Genomic DNA, 23,465 nt, shown 5'->3' with positions numbered 1-23,465 from the left:
GTAGGGTGTATTTTTCAAAAATGCATGCTTTTACGAACAAAACCCGAAGCAAACTGGAGCAGAACCTATAGAAAGGTGTGTGTAGAGTGACTTTTTTATGCTTTTGTAATGAATTTTAGGTGTTTTGTTGCTGATATTTTTTAAAATATGCGCCTTATTTTTTTAGGTTGGGCAGTGTAACCATAAAAAATGTTATATATTTATTGAAAAATTGTAGGCTAACACATTACATTGATAATTTAGATGGAGTTTAAATTCCGTTGAATACTATTTTTTTTGAACTCAATAGAGGAGAAGAGAATAGTTATTAATTTAAAAAGTTGGGCATAGCCTTAAGTTGTAGGTAATTAAAAAAATGACAGAAGAAGAATTATATAAAAAAGGAGAAAAACTTTATCATTCAAGAGGTAAAGAACTTAAGGCCATAGAAGTTTATAAACAATTAATTGATTTATATCCTGAAAATATTAATGGCTGGAGAGACATTTCCTCAATGTATTATTCTATTGAGGACTTTGATAATGCCATCTTAAGTTCGAGAAAAGTTCTTTCTCTAAATGATTCTGAAATATATGACATTGAAAATCATTTAACTCGACTAACTCTGATTTCTAGATACACTTTTTCAAAACCAAATATTTATTTAGATGAGCAAAAGAAAGTCGCCTATGAAATAAATGCAATTTCAGGCTTTAACGACTTATTTTTAGAAATTGAAAAACATAACTTATCACTTATTGAAATATTAAATGGCGATTATAAAAAATTGAATAAAATATTTAACTCATTTGCGAATACTTGTATAAGGTTTAAGTATTATGAAAAAGCTATTACTGCTTTAAATAGAACTTTAGAATTACAAGGTTATGGAAGAGTTAAAATTCATACAATATATAACAGATTATCATTAGCTTTTTTAGGTCTTAAAGAATATGATTTAGCGATAGAAAATATTGACATCGCTTTTAATAACGGATTAGATGACTATCAGCTTATTTCTAAAGCTGAGATTTATAGGCAAAAGGGAGACCAGAAAGAATTTGAGATTATTCTAAAAGATTTGTTGAATAGAATTCAAGTCAAACTGATAGACAAACCTGAACCTGCATATATTTTTCAGAAAATTAATGTTCTAAAAAAACTCAAAGACAAACAACAATTAAAAACTGTAATAAAGGACTTTGACTTGATTAAAACGAACAATGATTATATAAAAACTAAAAAAACAGAAGCGGAAAAGGATATAAAAAACTACCTACAACAAGGGCTATAATTAATACGGGTTTGGTGCTTAATCCAAAGTTTAAAGCTTTAAACGAAGTCCGCCAAATCTTTTTTATTTTGGCTTTTAAAATGAAAAAATTAAAACAAAATAAAAAGTTTTGGCTAAGTGCTTAATCGAAAGTTCACTACTTTTAAATCCCGTACTAACCATAGCCTGAACGTTGTGCTTCATGCAGAAAAACCAAGCAATCAAATGAATTTAAAATCTTTAACTGTTAAAAATTTCAGAGCTTATCAAACTGAAACAAAAATTGAATTTGACCAATTAACCACAATCATTGGAAAAAATGATATTGGAAAATCTACGGTACTTGAAGCACTTGAAATTTTCTTTAATAATAGTACAGTAAAAATAGAATCCTCAGATGCAAATATTCATTCAACAGATAAAACTGTTGAAATAACTTGCGAATTCACCGATTACCCTTCTGAAATATCTATTGATTCTTCTTCTCCAACTAATCTAAAAGATGAATACCTTTTATCTAAAGATGAAACTTTAGTGATTAGAAAAAAAATTGATTGTAATAAAAAAACACCAAGCATTGATATTTATATTATTGCAAATCACCCAACAGAAAAAGAAGTTGCAAATCTTCTAGAGCTAAAAGAAAAAGACTTGCAAGGAATTATAAAAGCGAAATCATTAGATTCTAAATTAAAGGGAAATCCAACAATGAGAAAAGCAATTTGGAGTTCAGTTTCAGACTTAAAACTTCAAAAAATCGAATTACCTGTTTCAAAACCAAAAGAAGATGCTAAAAGGATTTGGGAACAAATAGATACTTATTTGCCAATGTTTGCTTTATTTCAAAGCGACAGAAGTAGTAGTGATTCTGATAGTGAAGTACAAAGCCCTATGAAAGCAGCAATTGCAACTGCTATTTCAGAAGTACAACAAGAAATAAATGATATTCAGAAAAAAGTAAGAGAAAAAGCAGAAGAAATTGCATCCAATACCCATAAAGCATTAAAAGAAATTGATGAAAATTTAGCGAGCAAATTAGACCCAAAATTTAACCCTCCAACTCCAGCAAAATGGAATGGTTTATTCTCCATCCAATTAGACACAGATGACGGAATCCCTCTTAATAAAAGAGGCAGTGGAGTAAGAAGAATGATTTTAGTAAGTTTCTTCAAGGCAGAAGCTGAAAGACGACTTAAATCTTCAGCTAAACAAAATATAATTTATGCGATTGAAGAGCCTGAAACTGCACAACATCCAAGTAATCAAAAAGTACTAATTGAATCTTTTAAATCATTAGCCAATGAAAGTAACTGCCAAATAATATTAACAACTCATAGTCCTGGATTAGCTTCTGAACTTCCAACAAATAGTTTAAGGTTTATAGATAAAGACGAACACGATAAATTAAGCATTACATTTGGAGAAAGCATTTTTCCAAAAATAGCAGAAACTTTAGGTGTAACACCTGATAGCAGAGTAAAAGCTTTAATTTGCGTAGAAGGACCAACTGATGTCACTGCATTAGGTTGTTTAAGTAAAGCTATGAACTTAAAATATCCTGAAATACCAAACTTACTTACTGATGAGCGTGTTGCATTTATTTTAATGGGAGGTTCTACATTAAAACATTGGGTTAATCACAATTATTTAAAAGAATTAGGAAAGCCAGAATTTCACCTATATGATAATGATGTAGCTTCTTATCAAAATTCCATAGACCAAGTTAACAAGCGTAATGATTTATCTATTGGTCAATTAACTCAAAAACTTGAAATAGAAAGCTACTTACACAAAGATGCAGTGAAAATTGGATTTGACATAGATATTGAAATACCTGACCAATTAAATAGGGATAATAAAGCTACTCCGAAAATATTTGCAGAGGCTTATTCCTTAAAGAATGGAATACCAAACCCAATTAGAGATACAAACGCAAAAAAGTTCTTAGCGGAAAGAGCATTCCCTAATATGACAGCCGAAATGATAGAAGAGAGAGATCCTAATAATGAGGTTAAAGGTTGGTTCGAAAAAATAAATGAATTGTTAAATTAGAAAAGCATGAAAGCACAACACCATATATAATTTATTGCTAGTTCTAGCCTATTTACGAAAATCCTCGCGGATTTTCTTTGTCAGTAATTATTTAGTAACTTTATGCATAACCAGAGCAGCTAATATTAAACAAACATATTTAGTACGCTGACCAAAGAAATAAACAAAAATAAAAACGAAGCGCTAGATTTGTTTTTTGTAAAATTGTGAAACTGAAAAAGTTTAGAAAAAAGTGGGTGTGGCCGCTGGTTGTAGCCAATTAAAACCAAGATTATGGGATTAGATATGAGACCTTTAGGAAAGCCTAAAAAAGGATTTGAAAAAAGGTTTAAAGAAATATTTGAAATGGTGGAATCGGACAATATTCCGAAACCTAGTTTTTTGGACAAATTAAAAGGAAAAAAGTTTCCTACTAAAGACCAATTAATACAAGAATGGTTTGAAAATCAAATCCCAACTTATGAGACAATTAAAGCACCTATGGTCGGAAAAGACCCAGAAGCTGAAAAATGGTTAAAAGAAAAGTATGAGGAATTAGAAGATAAACCTACTTATGAGGAATTCTTAAAAGAACATAAAGGTTTTTTTGTTATTCCACTTGCTAAAGAACAAGATGGAGTTCCTTGCTATATAGCTTTAGGACAAGATGAAAATGTATTTAGAGGTCAGTTCCTAGTTGATTGTGTTGATATAATTGGGGAAAAACTAGCCAATGAAGCCTGGGAAACAAAACTAGCTGATGAGACTTTAGATTATGGAAATAGATTAATGACAGTTGCTGATAAAATTGCTAAAGAGAATAAATTAGAATATCTGAAAGACCAAAGAATTCCACCAGATGTTGACGAAGAAGATTTGGAAAGTAAATTACATATCGTTTATTCTCTAGCAAAATGGTTAATTTTTTATGGAAAGAATGGACACGGATATGAAGCTGATTATTAAAAATAACTGGCTACAACAATGTATAAAAATAATGCTTAAATTTAATTCTAAATCTAAAGGTTAGTGCGTATTTGGTCACTCTGATTTTCCTTCGGAAAATCCTCGAACACAAAACCGCACTATTCTTATACCAACCGTTGTTAAGCTGGCAAAAGAAATAAACAAAAATAAAAACGAAGCGTTAGATTTGTTTTTTGTAAAATTGTTAAACTGAAAGAGTAGAAGAGTATTATTAATTTAGAAAAAGTGGGTGTGGGCGTTAGTTGGCATGCATTTGAATGACAGACACTAAAGGATATACATACTTTGCAATTAAAACCGAAAATGAAAATTTCGAACTCTCGGATTTTAACTCATGTCTGTCTATAAAACCGACTAAATTTAAACGGAAATTTGAAAACGGAAAAACACCAGTTTGTACGATTTGGGAATTATCTTCTGGAAAACTGATAAATCCGTACTATTTTAAAGAAGTTGAAAAACTGATTGACAAATTAGAAAAACATAAAAATGAATTCATCGAATTGAAAAACCAAAATCCTGAATTTAGTTATGTTTTAGAAATTGTGATTTTTCTCGGAGATGAAAGTCCTGGACTACATTTCAGTGAGCGGACAATAAAATTTATAAATGACATAAACGGAACCATAGATTGCGATATTTATAACGAAAAGTAAAACAACCATGAGCAGGTCGAAAAAGAAAACTAAAATTCGTGGAATTACAACAGCGAAATCTGAAAAAGAAAACAAACAAGACGCAAATAGAAAATATCCTAGAATTGTAAAACAAAAGGTCAAATCAAAAAATACAGACTTCCCTGAGATTAAGGAAATTTCTAATGTCTGGAGTTTCGATAAAGACGGAAAAATATACGATTCAAAAATGACTGACGAAGATTTACGGAAATAAAAAAACGACATGCCAACACCGTATATAATTTATTGCTTGGTTCTAGCCTACTTACGAAAATCCTCGCGGATTTTCTATTCGGTTTTTATTTGCTAAATTAGGTGCTTAAACCACGCAACAAACCATATACAACAACGTTAAGTAATTTAAAACCAGAATTTTGAATGACAAATTAAGAATAGTATTAAGTATTGTTTTTCTAATTATAATTATGATTTTTAGACATTCAATGAATGCTGAAAATATTGCTACTATTATTTTTTTAACAATATTGATATTTGATATAATTAAGTATAGTAAAATTAAAAATACTAAATCCGTTTTAATCTATTACTTATCTTGGATTTTCATTTCTTTATGTGTTATTTATATTAGAAATGTTGGAATTCATTTAAGGTCTCCTTTAATGCTGATTTTAACAATGAAAACTACTGTTTTTGTATTATCCTATTTTAGACACAGGAAAATTTATGTTACGAAAACTATAATAGGATATTTATGGCTCACCAGTTTGTTTCTGTATCTATCTGAACTCATCTTGAATTCGACACACGGATTTGGAAAAATATGTTTGAATCTTGCATTTATTTCATCTATTGAAAGTATTTTAATTATAATATTTCAAAAAAAACAAGCAATTTATGAAACGAGTATTATAAACATATGTTGGAGGAAAATAAAAAACTACTTACAACACAGTGTATAATTAATTGCTAGTTCTAGCCTACTTACAAAAGTCCTTATGGTCTTTCTTTGTTTGTAATTATTTAGTAACTTTATACATAACCAGAGCAGCTAATATTAAACAAACATATTAGTAAGCTGGCCAAAGAAATAAACAAAAATAAAAACGAAGCGCTAGATTTGTTTTTTGTAAAATTGTGAACCTGAAAAAGTTTAGAAAAAAGTGGGTATAGCCGCTAGTTGTACAACATAAAGAATGAAAATAAAATTCGTCATAACATTTATAATTTTAGCTTTACTAAAGGCTGAATTTTCTCATTCTCAAAACGACACAATAAAAGGAAAAATATTCTCTTCAGTTAATATGAAAAAACCTAAAGGAGAAATTTATGTTTTTGAAAAAGGAACTTCAAATGGAACATTTGCGAATGATTTAGGAGAATTTAATTTAATTACCAAAACTAAAAAAGAAAGTCATTTTTTAGAAATTTCAGTCGGAAATTATCCCAACTTAATTTATGAATACAAAACAATTTGGAATAAAAGGAAAAAACCGAAATCAATTGTTATTAACGGAAAGTGTGAAATAACTAAAGAACAAGCAAGAAAAGATTGGAAAAATGGAACACCAAAACTTTACTTGAATAGTGGAATTGCCCCAATTGAAAACACGAAAAAGGACGAAAAATTTGAAAGAAAATATAATGTTGAATATGTTGAACTTGGTTGCGAAGGAAAAATTTATGAATGCGTAACTGAATATAATTTTTACATTATAAAAATTTTAGATATTCAATATCAAAGAAAATGGAGAAAAACAAAAAGGAAAGAAATAGTTGGAATGGAAGATTATAAGAATTCCATAAAAGCTTGTTTGAATTAAAATACGTTGTACAACTCCGTATAAAATTAATTGCTAGTTTTAGCCTACCTACGAAAATTCTCGCGGATTTTCATTGTCAGTAATAATTTAGTAACTTTATGCATAACCAGAGCAGCTAATATTAAACAAATATATTGGTAAGCTGGCCAAAGAAATAAACAAAAATAAAAACAAAGCGCTAGATTTGTTTTTTGTAAAATTGTGAAACTAAAAAAGTTCAGAAAAAAGTGGGTATAGCCGCTAGTTGTGTGTAAGCTGGAAAGTCAGTTAAACTAAAGCAAACTAGTTGAATACAAAATCTTTTTGCCCACTCAAATCTAAAAAAAAAACAATCGAATCAAAAATAACTGAATGGAATCAACTCAAGTAAGTAATAATAAAACAACAAATTTTAGAAATTGGTCTTTCCGGTTTTTAATATATCTTTTCTTATTAAATGTATTAGTTGCTTACATAATTGCGACTTCTACAACGTTGACAATTGAATTGGAAGGTTATGAAAAGCCAACAAATAATTCTGACTTTATTTTATCAATATTAGTTATTTTGACGAATATTCTTCTTATTTCTGGAATAATACTTACAGCTTTAAGCGTCATTAAAAAGGAAAAAAAGGATTATAAATATATTGTTTCAATTATAGGTTATTCGATATTTTTAATAATTGGAATACTATCACTGTTTTGAATATTAATTGCAAATGAATAAAGCCTACACACAACACAGTATAAAATTAATGGCTAGTTCTCGCCTACTTACGAAAATCCTCGCGGATTTTCTATCTGGTGTTTATTTGCTAAATTAGGTGCTTAAACACGCCACTAATCTTATACATAAACGTTGTTAACCTGGCCAAAGAAATAAACAAAAATAAAAACGAAGCGCTATATCTGTTTTTTGTAAAATGCTTGTACTGAAAAATTTAAAAAAAAGTGGGTGGGGCCGTTAGTTGGCAGTAATTGACGAAAATCATCAATAAAATAGAATTATAAAGAAAATAAATCAAATGAAAATTGACAAATTATTATTTGAAAAATCTTTAGAAATCATTAAATTTAATTACACTAAAAATGTAGTTAAAGTCAATGAAAAAAATCTTGAATTTTTTAAAGAAATTGGGTTGAATTCAGAATTAGTTGAATTCCTCAAACAATTTTCTTTTCAACAATATCTGAATTTTGGCGGAATTTATTTTTCTTGTGTAAATGAAATAAGAACTGAAAATATAGAAGAAGAAAATAAGAATATTTATAATAGAAAATTACTTATTGTTGGAAGTGGAATGAATGGAGATCCAATCGTTCTGAATTTTGAAACTATGAAAATGGGATATGTTTTTCACGATGAATTATGGGAAAATGAAGAAGTTGAAAATTTAGATTCTATTTATATAAACCTGAATTTAAGTATTGGAGAATTTTACTATAAGAAAATGACTGAACCGAATTTCCCTATTGATGCTTATGAGGCTGAAGAATATATGAAAAAATAATTACTGCCAACACTGTACAAAATTAATTGCCGGTTCTAGCCTACTTACGAAAATTCTCGCGGATTTTCATTGTCAGTAATAATTTAGTAACTTTATGCATAACCAAAGCAGCTAATGTTAAACAAACATATTAGTAAGCAGGCAAAAGAAATAAACAAAAATAAAAACGAAATGCTAGATTTGTTTTTTGTAAAATTGTGAAACTGAAAAAGTTTAGAAATAAGTGGGTATGGCCGTTAGTTGGCAAACATTATGAGAAACGCAATTGCAATCATATTACTTTTTGTTTTTGGAACAGTCTTTTCGCAAAATGATTGCAAAGATTATAAGGAAAACTATATCCCGAAAAATCTGAAAGATGCAATTGAATATTTAAACTGTGAATGGTCGGAATCTGACAAATCAGAATTTAAAAGTAAAGACGAGAGCGATGCTGTGACTGAATTACATTTTGGAACTGGACAAGGAATTAGAAATGGTTGGGAATTATGGAAAGGTAAAAATCGGATTTCAAAGTATTTTAAGTCTAAAGGAATTTTTCATCCTGATGATATGTCATCAATAATTCTAACATCATTTCACAGAAAACTAAACGACAAACCTATTGATTTAAAAGCTCAAATTGACCACTATAAAAGTTATTGGGAGAAAATTTCAAAAGAAAAAGAAAAGGAAGAACAATTGATTGAAAACAACTTTAACTCTTTCAAGGTTGGAGATACTGTGCAAATTGCTTTTAGAAAAACGAAAAACACTAAAGAAAAATTAAAAGTTTACAGAGTACAAAAACACGAAAACCCAGAAGAAATGGCTGATTGTTATTTCATTGGAGTTATTACGGATAAAAAGGAAAAAAGGAAAGTTAGATACGACTATATAAAGCGAGAGAAAGGTGTGGAAAAATTCTCTATTTCGGTTTCAATTAAAGATTTTTGTGGATACGCAGAAGGAGAGTTTTCAAGTACAGCAATGTATTACGACCTTGATGACATTATTGAGAAGGACAAAGAGTATCATTTTAGTTTAGAGCATTTTATAATAGAAAAAGTAAAATAACGTTTGCTAACACCGTACAAAATTAATTGCTGGCTAATTGCTTACTTACGAAAGTCCTCGCGGACTTTCTTGGTCTGTAATTATTTACTAAATTAGTTGCTTAAACCACGCAACTAACCTTGTACAAACACGTTAGCTGTCATTTATGAGCAACACCGAAAACAGATACTATTGTGACGATTCATTGAAATATGGAGAAGAAGAAAAATGGCAATATTTACTTGATTATGCTTTTGAAAATGCTGAATTTGTTGAATTCAATGTACTTTATTCAAATCAAGAAATTATACCTGAAATTGAATCTCTATCTGAATTTTTAGTAGAAAAAAACAAAAGGGTTGAAAAAATTTACTCTAATGGAAATTATTTTGTCAGATATAAATTATCAGATGAATTAAAGCAATTTATCAAATCAAAAAAATACGGAGATTGGAATGGTTATAATTATGAAGATATAAGTTTTGTCAAAAATGGAAAAGAATTTTTTGCAACAAATACTCACGAAAATCTTATAATTATAGGAATGAATAAAAATTTGAAAGAAAAATTAACTGAAAAAAAGTTTGACTTTTGGTGTGACTGGGGAAAAAATCCAGCAAAATCGGAATAAAACTAAATCGAATGAAAAAACGTCAGCTAACACCGTGTAAAAAAAAATGCTGGTGGAAGCCTACTTGCGAAAATCCTCGTGAATTTTCTTGGTTAGTTTTTATTTATTAACTTTATCGCTTAACCACGCAACAAAGCATACACACAGATTTTGGCAATACTATGAGATTCGAAGGTGAAATATATATTCCGAACAAGAGTTTTCTGAATTTAAGTGATTCTCAGAAATGGTATTGGAGTGGAATTATTTCATTTTTGATTTTTGGTTTTTTAGCAATTGAAAATCAAGATAATTGGAGAAATGATTTTCTTGAAACACTTTTCCAAGTATGTTGTTATATCTCACTTGGAATATTTGCTCTCGGAAAATTCGGAGCAATTGGCTCTTCAGAAAAACTAAACGGGAAACTTGATGGAACAATAAAGATAAATACCGAATTTATTGAAATTAAATCTGAACGTTATGATGTTAAAAATATTAAAATGCTGGATTTAACAATCAAAGATTTTTGGGATAAATATAAGCATCCTGGACCGAACTATGTAGGTCCATGGCATATGGCTGGAATTAATAATAAAATAGAATTTAAGTATTTAAATAAAACAATTTCAACTCAATTTAGAATTGACTTAGAAGAAGAATACAATGTACTGAAAAAAATTAAGGAAGAACTAAAAAATACTATTGCGAACAATGGCTATAATTCAGCGCGCTGAATGAAAAAAAAACAAAATTTACTAACTTTAAATCGGCTGATTTCTACAGTTGAAAATCCATGCGGATTTTCCACGCCGAAATCCTAGCAGAGAACGTTAGTAAGTAGGCCAAAGAAATAAACAAAAATAAAAACGAAGCATTAGATTTGTTTTTTGTAAAATATTTGTAATGAAAAATTTAGAAAAAAGTGAGTATGGCCGCTAGTTGTGCTTAATTTGAGAAAATCTAATCGCTAAACTGAAATTGAGTGATTTAAGAAAATAAATGTCAGAAGAAAATCGAAATATTGAAAAAATATTAATCGAATTATCGAAAGAGAATTTGAGCGGAAACCAAGTCTCTGAAATTATTAATAATCCGAAAGAATATCCAACTGAACTGGTTGAAAAACTATCTCTTGAAACTGCTCTAAAATATTGGAATGGAAAAATGGATTATGAAGATGGAGATTGTATAATGAACAATATTTATTCCTTTTGGGTAACGAATGAATACTATTTCGAAAATTACGGATTTTCAGATGTTGCGTGGGAATGTTATGAAGCATTTGATTCTGGAGAATATTATCGAAAGGAAGATGCGGAAAATATTGATCCCGCTGAAAAATATACGAAACCTTTAATTGAAAAATTATTAAGAAAGCGAAAAAAATAATATAAAACTTCACACAACACTGTATAAAAAAAATTGCTACTTTAGTGCTTAAACACGCAATTTTTCTTATACAACAACGTTGCCAAACATTAATGACTGAAAGAGAAATAAAATTAAAATGTAAAGAAATATGAGTGGTGGTGGTTTTATGTCTTTTATGAATTCAGTAATAACAAGTAATAGAAAATTATTGAAAAATAAAAGAAAGTTTAAGGAAAGAAGTAAATTTTATGATGTGCCGAAATCAAAAAAAGAAAATTTTGAAATAAGAGATTTGTCTGAGGAAGAAAAGATTTTAAAAATAAAATTAAAAAAATCGGAATTTGATAAAACATATTTAATTTATTCTTTAGTTAGCATCATAATACTAAGTCTTTCTCTAAATATTTATCTAGGTTTTTTTAATGAAAAAATTGAAATAGAAAATCCTTCTAAAAAAAGGTTAAAAACACTGTATGAAGATAATATTAGAATTGGAGATCGCTATTTTAGAATTGAAAAATGGGAAGAAACTATTTTCCACTACAAAAAAGGGATTGAATTTTTTCCTGAAGATTTTAATGGGCATCAAAAATTAATTATTGCTTTATCTCAAAAATGTAAAAAGGAATACAATTTCTGTTATGAAGCTAGAGATTATATTAATAAATGCAAACCAATATTTAGAGAGAAAGAAAATGAATTACAAAAACTTATGGCTAAATTGGAAAAAATAAAAGACCAAAATTATAAATAACAACTTTAGTCAACACTAGGTAAAAAATAAAACAAAACTATAAAGGAAACGCTAGATTTATTTTTTGTAAAATTGTTAAACTAAAGAGTAGAAGAATATTATTAATTTAGAAAAAGTGGGTGTGGACGTTAGTTGGCTTTAATGCTAGACAAACGTCAGACTAATAATTAAAAAAAAGAAAAAAATGATATATTTAGGAATGATTGGAGCTTGGCAACTAATTCTGATATTATTGGTCTTATTTCTTGCGATTTTACCAACGATAATTGCTCTTGTGGATATTTTAAAAAGCAAATTCAAAGGGAACAATAAAATTGTTTGGATTTTAGTCGTTTTATTCGCTAATTTTTTTGGTGTTTTTTTATATTTTTTAATCGGTAGAGAACAAAAAATAAAGAATGAAAAAACATAAAAACGATTTTGTACAAGTTTGCTGAATTGAATACTGAATTGGATATTATGAATATCACTCAATCGGAATTCAGCAAGTTGAGGAATTGTTTACTCGAAATCTGAATTAAAAATATTGCGGAATTGAAAAGTCGACTTAAAGCAAAATACCAACAAGCAAGTAAGCGGAAATAAAATCACTAAAAGCTAACAATATGTATAATTTATTGCTTGGTTTTTAACTGTTCGGAGTAATGCTTCGGATCATTCCTCTGGTTCATTTCTTTTTGCTAATTTAGTTTTTTGATTACGCAACCTAATCATACAGAAAACCGTTGGGCAACATAAAGCGAAAAATTACTGATGACTAAAATACTAACACTTTCACTAATCATTATTTTGCTTTTAAGTTGCAATAAAAAAAAAGAAAAATGGAATATTTCTGGAAATTGGTATTCAAGTAGTTCTGAAAAACTTGAAGACAATACAATTGATTATGCAGAAATTTTTATAAAAAATAGCACTGTTTATATTTGTTCTGAATATATGTTGAGAATGATTCCGCGAAAAATGATCTTGAAAAATGATTCATTATTTTTTAACTCAAAAGCAGAATCAAATTTTATTGGAAATATTTTAAAAAAAACAGAAAATAGTTTTGACTTAGGAATAAATAATGAAAATAAAAGGACTTATTACAAGTTGGAGAATTATAAGAATCTTGAAAACTTAATTGAAGGAAAAATAAACGAAGAAGAATTTAATTCTGAATTTACAAAAAGAATGGTGAATCAGTATGAAAAATTAAGAATTGAATTCAAATAAAATACGTTGCACAACACCGTACAAAATTAATTGCTTGCTAATTGCCTACTTACAAAAATCCTCTCGGACTTTCTATTCGGTTTGTATTTGCTAACTTAGTGCTTAAACACGCAACGAAATCATACAAAAAAGGTAACCAATTAAAAAAACAAAATGTCAATAACAAAAGAATCTGAATTAATCGGAATGAAAGAAATTAGTGAAGTTGTTGGAACTACACTAAAACTAATGAGGGAATATGCTAAAGTTGGAATGTCGACTAAAGAATTAGATGAATATGGAGGTAAAATTTTAAAGAGTTATGGTGCTAAATCTGCACCTTATGAAACTTATGGATTTCCTGGTTATTCTTGTATAAGTGTAAATAATGAAGCAGCACACGGAATACCATCAAATAAAAAAATATTGAAAGAAGGAGATTTAATTAATATTGATGTATCAGCTGAGTTAAATGGATTTTGGTCTGATAATGGTGGCTCATTTGTTCTTGGAAAAGACATTCATAATCATCAACCTCTTGTAGATGCTTCTAAAAAAATTTTACGTAAAGCTATAAACAATATAAAAGGCGGAGTAAAAATTTCTGAAATTGGATATTTAATAGAAACTGAAGCTAAAAAGTCGGGATTTAAAGTAATTAAAAATTTAGCTGGTCACGGAGTTGGTAGAAGTTTACACGAAGAACCCGAAAATATTTTAAACTACAGAGTTAAAAATAACAGAGAACGATTCAAAAAAAATACAACAGTTGCAATAGAAACTTTTATTTCAACAAATTCAACTGTTGCAGTAGAACTGAATGACGGTTGGACTTTAGTCGGAAACAAAGGTGGATATGTAACCCAACACGAACAAACGATACTTATAACTGATAAAAATCCTGTTATTTTAACAAAATCGAATGAAATTTGGAATTAAATAACTGGCTACAACACCGTGTAAAAAAAAATGTTATTAAAAGCCTAATTACATAAGCCCTCGCGGATTTTCTTTGCCTGTAATTATTTACTAATTTAGTGCTAAATTTACGCAACAAACCATATATAAACACGTTGGCTGTCATTTAGGAGAAAAAATCTGCATAATAGGAAAATGAATAAATTTATTTCATATGAAGGATTACCAATTAACTCTGGAGGAGCACACAGTTTGAATAGAAAAGCCATAGAAGTTAATTATGAAAAGACCTTAAATTTTCTGAATTTATATGCAGACAAAACTAAACCTGAATCAATTGAATTGACTTTATATCAATCTGAAAAAAAAGGATATTCTGCTCTTAATTTGGCTTTGAAGTTGTCTTTGAAATTTGGAATTCCAAAAATGAAAAATGATGGTTGGCTGAAAACTTGGATTTGGAGTTTATCTCAAAACAATCTTGAAAAAGGGTTTGAAATACTTAAACTGAATAATAAATTACCAAAAAATATTTTAGGACCAATAAGTCTTAATATTAATTGGAATTTTCACTTCAAGAATCCAGAAACTAATAAAGTTTTACCGAATCAAAAATTAATACCATTATTGGAATTTAGGAACAAAAACTCTAAAATTTATTTAAGACTATCTAAAAAAACAACGATTTCAGTTTGGTTTGCTTTTCCATTTGAGAAAGTAGGAAAATATGAATTTGAGTTTATAGAAAAGTTAAACTCTAAGCTACCTTTTAAACCGTCTGAAAAACATTGGAGAATTTGGAAAAAATCTGAGAAAGGAAATTGGAAACCAAGTAAACTAGAAATAAAAAACGTCAGCTAACACAGTATAAAATTAATTGCTAGTTTTAGCTTACTTACGAAAGTCCTCTTAGATTTTCTTTGTCAGTAATTAATTAGTAACTTTATTGCTTAAACCACGCAACAAAGTATACACACAGACGACGTTGGTAAGTAGGCCAAAGAAATAAACAAAAATAAAAACGAAGCGCTAGATTTATTTTTTGTAAAATTGTTAAACTAAAGAGTAGAAGAATATTATTAATTTAGAAAAAGTGGGTGTGGGCGTTAGTTGTAGGTAATTTAAATAATACGAATAATGAAGAACATACTATTTTTTATTATAATTTTTAGTTATTCCTTTGTTTTTGGCCAACAAAAGGAAATTGTTTTAGTAGGTACAATGCATCAAGTACCAAAGATTTTAAAAAATAGCTACAAACCACTGTATAATAAGTCTTTAAAATACAAGTCGGATGCTATATTTGTTGAAACTGCTATGCCTGATGACTCTTTAAGCTGGCAGTATTTAAAAAATGGATATAGCAAAAGCCTTCAAGAGTTTTATAAATATTCTATAAAAGTTAAAGAAGAATTTGAATACAATAAAGACTCATTAGATTATTTGTTAAGCAAAGATTTTGACAAATTGACCAAAGATGATTTTAACAGAATTAAACTTTCATTTGCCTATCAACGTGATTATCCAAATTTCTACTATTACCAATACATTCAAGATTATTTTCCTAATGGTCATAAAAAGTCTAGAAGGCACGAAAACTATGAGTTGTCTAGAAAATTAGCACTTAAGTTAAGTCATAAAAAAATATATGCAGCTGATGACCAACAAACCAATGGAGAATTTCATAAACATTGGAGAGCTTGTGACAAGGCTATGGATGGTACATCATTCAAAAGAAAAGAAAAGAAATTAACTCGAAAAATAGTACTAAGAGAAATTTTACCTTCTATTGTTGGTAGGTATGGTATTATCAATAACAAATTAAAACACCTTCAACTTTTGGATAGTTTAAGTGGACTAAAATATACAAATCAACAAAACTCAGATTGTGCAAAAGCAGTTGACTATTTTAATCAAAGAAATAGACGTTTTGCCTATAATCTTGGTACACAAATCAATGAAAATGATTTTAAAAAAAGTATTCTATTTGTTGGAGCTTCGCATATTGTTGGTTTAAAAAAAGAATTAAAAACTCAATTTCCAGATATTAAAGTAATACTATTTGAAGAATTATAAAAAACTGGTTACAACACTGTATAAAATTTATTGCTACTTTATTTTTCCATCGGAAAAATACTTAGGCACAAAGTTGTTTAATAATTTGCTTACTTTTAGCTAAAAAAACGCAACCAATCTTAAACGAAAAACGTTAAATTTATTTTTTGTAAAATTGTTAAACTGAAAGGAGAGCAAATAGTTATGAATTTTAGAAGTTGGATAAAACCTTAAGTTGTAGCACATTTAAAACAAAAATAAATGAAAATAAAATTTTTAAAAATAACACTTTTAATCTTTACTATTGTATTGAATTCTTGCTCTGATGAGCCTAATAAAACTACTCAAAATCAAGAAATAGTGCTAACCGATTTTGATGGAAATGTGTATAAAACAGTAACCATTGGTAACCAAATCTGGATGGCAGAAAACTTAAAAACAACTACCTTTAATGATGGAGTTCTAATTACGGAATATGAACACTTTAATCAATCACCTTTCCCTTGGGTAGACACGAATAACCCTCAAGCGCTTTATCAATGGGCATCTACTTTTGATTTAGGTAACTTTTACATAGAAGAGTTACCAACTAATTTTCATGGAGCGCACTACAATAATGAAGCAATACAAACGGGTAAACTTGCAATTGAAGGATGGAGAATGCCCACCGAACAAGATTATATTGAGCTAATTAACTATGTTGGTAGTCAAGGGCATATAGGTAATGAAGCTACAGTATTAAAAAGTACTGAAGGCTGGTTCAATAGTTCTGGAAATGGCACAAATTTGTTTGGTTTTAATGTTAAACCTGCAGGAACTACTATAATTGCTGGTACTCCAGATTTTGAATCGTTAATTGCAAGATTTTGCACCTCAAGTGTAGACTTAAACAACAATACAAGAAGAACAATAACCTTCCTTGAAAATGGGGAAGTATTATTTGAAGATTTAGATCTTAGGTTTGGCTTAAGTATACGTTTAATAAAAGAATAAAAAAACGCCCTGTAACAATGGCTATTGGTAATTGCTTGTTTTCGCCTACTTCTAAACTCCTAGCAGATTTTCAGCTTGGCGTGTGCTTGCAAAGTTAAATATTAATCCACGGAACTACGCATCGCCGAGACCGTTAGATTTATTTTTTGTAAAATGCTTGTACTGAAAGGGTAGTGGGGAATTAATAATTTAGAAAAAATGAGATAGGTGCTGGTTTTCAATTATTAGAAAAAATGATAATGAAAATATCTTTTAAAGTTTTATTTTTATTCTTCTTTACTATTTTAAATGCAAAATCTTTTGCACAGAAATTGGTTGAAGATTACAAACCTGTAAAAAATGATAGTTTAAAAATTGGAATAAGAGAAAATGACTTTCTGTCTTTTATTCAAAAAGGCTATACGCTAATGCTTCCTGAAAATAAAGAGATTAAAGGCGTACTTATTTTTCTTGAAGATTCAAAATATGACAAAAAGAATTTTAGCTCAAAGCAGATGTATGATCAAGCATCTGAAAATAATTTTGCGGTATTGTCAATTTCAACTGAAATCCCTTTAGACTTTTACTTTTCTAAATCGTCTGTGAATTATACTCATAATTTAATTAAAGAGCTCTTTAACAAACATCATTTACCTAATAAAAATATTTTCTTTTTAGGAGCAAGTTTAGTAGGCCATAGAGCGATGAAATATATTGAATTTATAAATAAAGGAGATTATGACTTTCAGGTTAACATAAAAGGAATTGTTATTTGTGATTTTACATTGGATTGGACAAGAAAATGGCAACAACACAAACGAGATATAAAAATTAACCGAATTGACCTTTGGGAGCCAATATTTATGAATTTTATGTTGGAAACCTATTTGAAAGGCACGCCTAAAACTGCCCAAGATAATTACCATAATTTCTCTACTTATAGCTACTCGAACAAAAATAATGAGAATGTTAAGTTTTACAAAAATTATGCTATTAGAGCTTATGTTGAGCCTAAAATAAAATATAGACTAAAAAAGTACTACAGAACCTTATATGAGAACAATTTGACTGACATAGTTGGGTTTTTAGCCGAATTAAAACTTGCAGGAAATGAAAATACGGAATTAATTGTTTTACAATCAGAATATAATCTATCCGAAAATCGGAATACACAGACAACTTGGAACGAAATAAATAAAGATGATTTAATGGATTGGATAAATAAGCAAACGGAAAAATAACTAGACACTAAAACGTGTGTAATTTTTTGTATAAACCCACTTAAAAATATTGCTGTGATATATTCTATTTGATTTTTATTTAGGCACTTTAATACTCAACCACAGTTAATAATCTTACGCAACAACTTAGGTACGCTAGAGAAAGAATTAAAACAAAAGTTTAAAGGGAGCTCCGGATTTTTTTTTTAATAAAACTTTACTTATTGTAAAGTGGTTCAATCACAAAAGTATATTTCATAGGCTCTGGATAAATTAAAAATTGTTGATAAGGTAAAGCACCCCAACTTGTATCTCCTCCAACTCCCATTTGTTTATAATCAATATTTAAATTTGTATGGTCACTAGGAACAATATCCGTAGTATGACGATTTTTAGTATGTGTTTCAAAATCTTCATTATTAAAATGATTAACGTTAAAGTTAAGGTATTGTTTACTAGAGAATCTAAATCCATTTTTTTCTTTATTTGTAATTTCTAACCATCTAACATCTGTTCGGTAACCATTTTCTTGAGGACGTATATATGGAACGTAAAAATCTTTAACATCAGCTTTATAAAGGCCTACAAAAGCACCTTCTTTTCTATCAGGATAATTTTCATGTGGTCCTCGTCCATAATAAGAAACTAGGTCTAAACCTCTATTTAACTTAAGGTTCATTCCCATACGAGGCAATATACCTTTGCCTTCAATTCTTTCAAAAACATATTGAACTTGAATTTTACCATCATTATCTATTGTGTAACTTAAAATAAAATTAGCCGTTTTATTATCCGTTTTAAAAACACTAATCTTGGCTTTCTTTTCGCTTAACATTTGCCATGTTATTTGTTTCACTTTCATTTTAGACTCAATATCCTTCCAGTCAGATGATTTAACAGGAATTTTAGCTCCTAAATCGTTATCTATTGGAGCTCTCCATGTATTTAATATTAACGGAGCAGTTAACCAATTGTCTCCATTTACTTTATAAGAAGTTAGGTTTCCTGTGGCTTTGTTAAAACCTACCAAAATATTGTCTTTGCAAACAATAGTAATGTTTTCTTTTGATTCTTTAACCTTTACTAATTCTTTAGAATTGCTATTTTTAACGACTATAGAAGCTCTTTTAATTAAAAATTGATCTTTTGCAATATTATGACCTGCCATTAATAAACCGTAGTCTGTTTTTGTTTTCCAATAAAAGTTGATTAAATACTCACTTGCATTTGTTAAAGATATACCTTGGTCTTTTAAATGAAACTTAACTTTTTCTTGTGGATTTGCTTTTAATAATAGTTTCCCTTTTTTAATTATAACTCCATTTTCTAATAGTTCCCATTCTAAGTTATAATCAGATAAATTGATAAAAAAGTTCTCATTATAGGCTTCAAAAGTCAATTCTTTAACATCAATCATTTTCATATGAATATTCTGGTACTGCTTTTTAACCTCCCATAAGGCTGGTTGTATAGTTCTGTCTGGAAAAATTAACCCATTTAAGCAAAATGCTCCAGCATGCGGTTTTCCTTCGGGCTCAAAATCTCCTCCATACCCCCAATATTCTTCTCCTTTCGAGTTTTTAGTTGTAATTCCTTGATCTATCCAATCCCAAATAAAACCACCTTGCACTCTGGGTTCTCTTCTAACAAAATCCCATAATTCCTTAAGGTTCCCTGTACTATTCCCCATAGAGTGCGCATATTCTACCCAAATAAATGGACGATGAGGATTCATTGGTAAATGTTCTTTCTCAACATCAACTATAGGAGCATACATATACCCAATAATATCTGTATGACGAATGTGGTTGTATTCTGGATCAATTTCTGCTCTATCATAAGAGACCAACCTAGTGTTGTCTATTTTTTTTAGCCAATTGTAACTATCAATAAAAGGTTTTCCTGTTCCTGTTTCATTACCCATAGACCATATAATAACAGAAGGGTTGTTCTTATCTCTATTAAATAAACGTTGAATACGATCTGTAATCGCGTTGTAATATCTGGGGTCTCTGGCAACCTCATTTACAATCCAACCATAACCATGTGCTTCAATATTGGCTTCATCAATTACATACAATCCATATTTATTACATAGTTTGTACCAATAAGGATCTGCAGGATAATGAGAGGTTCTAACTGCATTGATATTAAATTGCTTCATCAATTTAATATCTTTCAACATAACTTCTTTAGACATAACATGACCCGATTTTGGATCGTGCTCATGGCGATTTACACCTTTAAATAATATGGCTTTACCATTTACCAATAGTTGTCCGTCTTTAAGTTGAATAGTTCTAAAACCTAATTGATGAGTAGTGCATTCTAATAGATTATTATTTTTGTCTTTTAATAATAAACTAAGTGTATATAAATTTGGTTTCTCTGCGGACCAAGCTTTAACGTTTTTAATTTCAGTGCTAAAATTGAGAGTTTTATTTTCTTCTTTTTTCAATTGAAGTTTTTTACTTGAAACATAAATAATCTGATTTCCATCATACAATTTAACTTCAAGAGTCCCTTTTTGCTGCTTATCAACATTTTTCAGATCTACCGATAAGTTTAACACTCCATTATTAAAGGATTTATCTAAGGTAGTTTTTGCAAAAAAGTCCTGAATCATTAATTTAGGTCTTGCATGCAGAAAAACATCTCGCTCTATTCCTCCTAATCTCCAAAAATCGATATCTTCTATGTAACTAGCATCTGTAAACTGATATACCTCAAGGGCAACTTCATTTTTGCCTTCTTTTATATATTTTGTAATATTAAATTCAGCAGGTAATTTGCTTCCTTGGCTGTATCCTACTTTTTTACCATTTACCCAAAGATAAAAGGCCGATTTTACAGCTCCAAAATGAATGTAAATTTCTTTATCTCTCCATAAACCATCAATTACAAAAGTTCTTTTATATTGACCTACAGGATTGTAGTCATGAGGTACGTAAGGTTTATTTTTAGAAAAAGGGTAAGTAATATTTGCATAAAATGGATATCCAAAACCTTGCATTTGCCAGTTAGAAGGCACAGGTGTTGTACCTTTCATAGACTTATTTAATTGATAAAAGGTTTTATCTCGTAATTCTGCATTTTTAGTCCAATTAAATTCCCAAACACCGTTTAAAGACTTATAATGTCTGGTTTGTAACTCATCTTTAATAGCGTCTTTTTCCAACTCATACGATATAAAATAGGTATGAGGGGTTTCCTTATTAACTCCAATATTTTCTGGTGTTTCCCAATCTAAATCTTGTGCATTAGTAGTAAGATTGATAACCAGAATTAAAAATAGTGCTGCCTTAAATTGATACTTCATGGATTTTTAAATTATTACTTAATTATAATTAGTATTTATAAAATTGATATTTTACTTCTTTAAAAGAGTTTGAAACTTTTATGATTCAGAAATCTTATTTAAAAAAATATTTAGGTTTTCTTCTCTTTTTAAATTCATTTTTTTTCGAATACGTGAACGGGCCATATGTACGCTATTAACAGAAATACCTAAAAAGTGTGACATCTCTTTACTATCGAAATTTAGCTTTATAAGAGCACAATGTTTTAAATCTGTTGATGTTAAATTTGGATATTGTTCTAATAACTGGTCATAGAAACCTTTATTAATTTGTGTAAATCGGAGATGAAAATCTTGCCATATTTTTTTACTACTCTGTTTATATTTATTTTTAAAAGTTTTATGTGAGTTTGGTAATTTAATTCTTACTTCGTCTAAAAGTTCTTTAACTAACTGCTCTTTTTCTATTATTTGCAATGCGTTAGCAGTAAGTTCTTTGTTTTTAACACTAAGTATAGCTTTGTTTTTTTCATCATTGAGTTTCTTTTCTAAAACTGTTTTTTTCATTTTTGTTTTTAGCCTAAAAGTAATAATGCCTATCAATCCTAATAATAGGATTACAAAAATTAATAAACGTAACCTAAATTGAGCTTTATTACTTAATTTTAAAAGCTTAGTTTGATTCACTAGTTGTAACTTCTTTTTTTTAAGATCTTCTCTGTATTTATTTTTTATCTCAAAAAGATTTTTATTTTGTAAACTTTGAATATTAAATAAACTATCAGACCATTTTTTTGACTTTTGTATATAATTATATGCTTGTTTATTGTTGTTTTTTTTAGCATACAACATAGCTATACTCTCTAAAACTTTTGGCTTTAATTTGGTTTGACTTTGTAAAGAATCTATTGCTTTTAGTGATTTATGATAATAAACAAAAGCACTATCTGTTTGTTTAATTCCATTTTTCAATTCTCCCATATAATAAGCTACAGATGCCTGAAAACCATTTCCTTGTTTTTCAAGATAGTTAAGTACGCCTTTTAAATATTTTTCAGCTTTTTTGAATGCTTTTAATTCAATGTAAACATGTCCGTATATACCATCAACAAAATAGAGTCTGTTACCAGACTTATCACTTTTGTAACACAAATTAAGGTAGCTAAGTGCAGCATCGTATTTTTTCATTGTAGCATATTGTACAGCGATATCTAAATAACAAGCTGTAAGTCTTTTTTGAAATTGCTCGTCGGATATTGCATAGTTTTCAGCGATCTTTACGCCTTCTTTTAAATGAAATAATGCTTCATTTTCTTTGTTGTAAACACCGTATAAGATACCTAGCATTTGGTGCACTTCAAGTAAAGGCATTTTATTAACAATAGCATTAGCCATAGGCATTGCTTCCCAAAGCAGCTCAAAAGCATTGTTAAATTTTCCTTTTCTGTATTCAATATCAGACATATGAACAACACAGTTTAGATGATTAATAGTATCACCTTTCGAAAAAAAATACTCGGCTCCGTTTTTAAAATAATAATATGCCTCTGTGGTTGGAGCTTGCGACATTAGATAACGGTTATTGTTAAACTTTTTAAGTTCATAAACCGAAGTATCTATTTCGTTTTGGGCTAAAACCCTAGACGAGCAGACAAGTATTAATAGATACAGGAAAGCGATCCCAAAACGCATGTTATTTTTTTTGCAAGATAGCTATTTCCGGTTTTAAATATAGTTTATGTTGGAAGCTTAAATCCCAAAGTATAGTTTTAATATAGTTTTTTTTTTAAACTCAATAACATTAAATAATAAATT

22 protein-coding genes are annotated in these 23,465 nt (G+C 28.8%); 20 read left to right on the top strand and 2 right to left on the bottom strand.

The annotated features are described in order from the left end of the window. The first annotated feature begins 355 nt into the window (after window positions 1–355). From ACWYN7_RS16040 to ACWYN7_RS15945, 20 genes are all read left to right on the top strand, one after another. A complete protein-coding gene (locus tag ACWYN7_RS16040; RefSeq protein WP_462860990.1) occupies window positions 356–1,273 on the top strand; it encodes a tetratricopeptide repeat protein in 918 nt (305 codons plus the stop codon). Between the two features lie 204 nt (window positions 1,274–1,477). Then, entirely contained in the window at window positions 1,478–3,304 is a 1,827-nt protein-coding gene (locus tag ACWYN7_RS16035) for an ATP-binding protein (RefSeq protein ID WP_462860989.1), read from the top strand. Between the two features lie 273 nt (window positions 3,305–3,577). Beyond that, on the top strand, window positions 3,578–4,249 hold the full coding sequence (locus ACWYN7_RS16030; RefSeq protein ID WP_462860988.1) for a hypothetical protein: 672 nt from the start codon (window positions 3,578–3,580) through the stop codon (window positions 4,247–4,249). A gap of 278 nt (window positions 4,250–4,527) precedes the next feature. Further along, on the top strand, window positions 4,528–4,926 hold the full coding sequence (locus tag ACWYN7_RS16025; protein WP_462860987.1) for a DUF4279 domain-containing protein: 399 nt from the start codon (window positions 4,528–4,530) through the stop codon (window positions 4,924–4,926). A gap of 7 nt (window positions 4,927–4,933) precedes the next feature. Further along, complete coding sequence (locus ACWYN7_RS16020; protein ID WP_462860986.1) at window positions 4,934–5,161, top strand: hypothetical protein; 228 nt, start codon at window positions 4,934–4,936, stop codon at window positions 5,159–5,161. A 940-nt stretch (window positions 5,162–6,101) separates the two neighbouring features. Next, entirely contained in the window at window positions 6,102–6,728 is a 627-nt protein-coding gene (locus ACWYN7_RS16015) for an FEKKY domain-containing protein (RefSeq protein WP_462860985.1), read from the top strand. Between the two features lie 351 nt (window positions 6,729–7,079). Continuing rightward, on the top strand, window positions 7,080–7,415 hold the full coding sequence (locus ACWYN7_RS16010; RefSeq protein WP_462860984.1) for a hypothetical protein: 336 nt from the start codon (window positions 7,080–7,082) through the stop codon (window positions 7,413–7,415). Window positions 7,416–7,734: 319 nt separating this feature from the next. Then, complete coding sequence (locus ACWYN7_RS16005) at window positions 7,735–8,220, top strand: hypothetical protein (RefSeq protein ID WP_462860983.1); 486 nt, start codon at window positions 7,735–7,737, stop codon at window positions 8,218–8,220. Window positions 8,221–8,472: 252 nt separating this feature from the next. After that, window positions 8,473–9,276 (top strand): DUF6794 domain-containing protein, encoded by an 804-nt coding sequence (locus ACWYN7_RS16000; protein WP_462860982.1) that lies wholly within the window; start codon window positions 8,473–8,475, stop codon window positions 9,274–9,276. A 145-nt stretch (window positions 9,277–9,421) separates the two neighbouring features. After that, window positions 9,422–9,886, top strand: coding sequence for a hypothetical protein (locus tag ACWYN7_RS15995; protein WP_462860981.1), 465 nt, complete (start codon window positions 9,422–9,424; stop codon window positions 9,884–9,886). A 161-nt stretch (window positions 9,887–10,047) separates the two neighbouring features. Next, a complete protein-coding gene (locus ACWYN7_RS15990) occupies window positions 10,048–10,602 on the top strand; it encodes a hypothetical protein (protein ID WP_462860980.1) in 555 nt (184 codons plus the stop codon). A 265-nt stretch (window positions 10,603–10,867) separates the two neighbouring features. After that, on the top strand, window positions 10,868–11,257 hold the full coding sequence (locus ACWYN7_RS15985; protein WP_462860979.1) for a hypothetical protein: 390 nt from the start codon (window positions 10,868–10,870) through the stop codon (window positions 11,255–11,257). Window positions 11,258–11,447: 190 nt separating this feature from the next. Next, window positions 11,448–11,993, top strand: a complete 546-nt coding sequence (locus tag ACWYN7_RS15980) for a hypothetical protein (protein ID WP_462860978.1) — start codon at window positions 11,448–11,450, stop codon at window positions 11,991–11,993. A 184-nt stretch (window positions 11,994–12,177) separates the two neighbouring features. Beyond that, window positions 12,178–12,405 carry a PLD nuclease N-terminal domain-containing protein gene (locus ACWYN7_RS15975; protein WP_462860977.1) on the top strand — a complete coding sequence of 76 codons (228 nt, stop codon included), beginning with the start codon at window positions 12,178–12,180 and terminating at the stop codon, window positions 12,403–12,405. A 341-nt stretch (window positions 12,406–12,746) separates the two neighbouring features. Beyond that, on the top strand, window positions 12,747–13,208 hold the full coding sequence (locus ACWYN7_RS15970; protein WP_462860976.1) for a hypothetical protein: 462 nt from the start codon (window positions 12,747–12,749) through the stop codon (window positions 13,206–13,208). A gap of 153 nt (window positions 13,209–13,361) precedes the next feature. Beyond that, window positions 13,362–14,126: a type I methionyl aminopeptidase gene (gene map / locus ACWYN7_RS15965; RefSeq protein ID WP_462860975.1), complete on the top strand. Its 765-nt coding sequence runs from the start codon at window positions 13,362–13,364 to the stop codon at window positions 14,124–14,126. Window positions 14,127–14,300: 174 nt separating this feature from the next. Next, the gene (locus ACWYN7_RS15960; protein ID WP_462860974.1) at window positions 14,301–14,966 is read left to right on the top strand and encodes a hypothetical protein; all 666 of its coding nucleotides are present in this window, start codon (window positions 14,301–14,303) and stop codon (window positions 14,964–14,966) included. A gap of 276 nt (window positions 14,967–15,242) precedes the next feature. After that, a complete protein-coding gene (locus tag ACWYN7_RS15955) occupies window positions 15,243–16,181 on the top strand; it encodes a DUF5694 domain-containing protein (protein ID WP_462860973.1) in 939 nt (312 codons plus the stop codon). Between the two features lie 240 nt (window positions 16,182–16,421). Next, window positions 16,422–17,153: an FISUMP domain-containing protein gene (locus ACWYN7_RS15950; protein WP_462860972.1), complete on the top strand. Its 732-nt coding sequence runs from the start codon at window positions 16,422–16,424 to the stop codon at window positions 17,151–17,153. A gap of 239 nt (window positions 17,154–17,392) precedes the next feature. Next, on the top strand, window positions 17,393–18,373 hold the full coding sequence (locus ACWYN7_RS15945; RefSeq protein WP_462860971.1) for a hypothetical protein: 981 nt from the start codon (window positions 17,393–17,395) through the stop codon (window positions 18,371–18,373). Window positions 18,374–18,569: 196 nt separating this feature from the next. Here ACWYN7_RS15945 and lacZ read toward each other — a convergent pair whose 3' ends face one another. Then, on the bottom strand, window positions 18,570–21,671 hold the full coding sequence (gene lacZ / locus ACWYN7_RS15940; RefSeq protein ID WP_462860970.1) for a beta-galactosidase, LacZ type: 3,102 nt from the start codon (window positions 21,669–21,671) through the stop codon (window positions 18,570–18,572). 78 nt (window positions 21,672–21,749) lie between these two features. Further along, the gene (locus ACWYN7_RS15935; RefSeq protein ID WP_462860969.1) at window positions 21,750–23,219 is read right to left on the bottom strand and encodes a tetratricopeptide repeat protein; all 1,470 of its coding nucleotides are present in this window, start codon (window positions 23,217–23,219) and stop codon (window positions 21,750–21,752) included. Between the last annotated feature and the right edge of the window lie 246 nt (window positions 23,220–23,465).

Source organism: Polaribacter sp. M10, assembly GCF_054968445.1.
The sequence above is the reverse complement of the archived record's forward strand: the minus strand, read 5'-3'. Positions and strand labels throughout refer to the sequence as shown.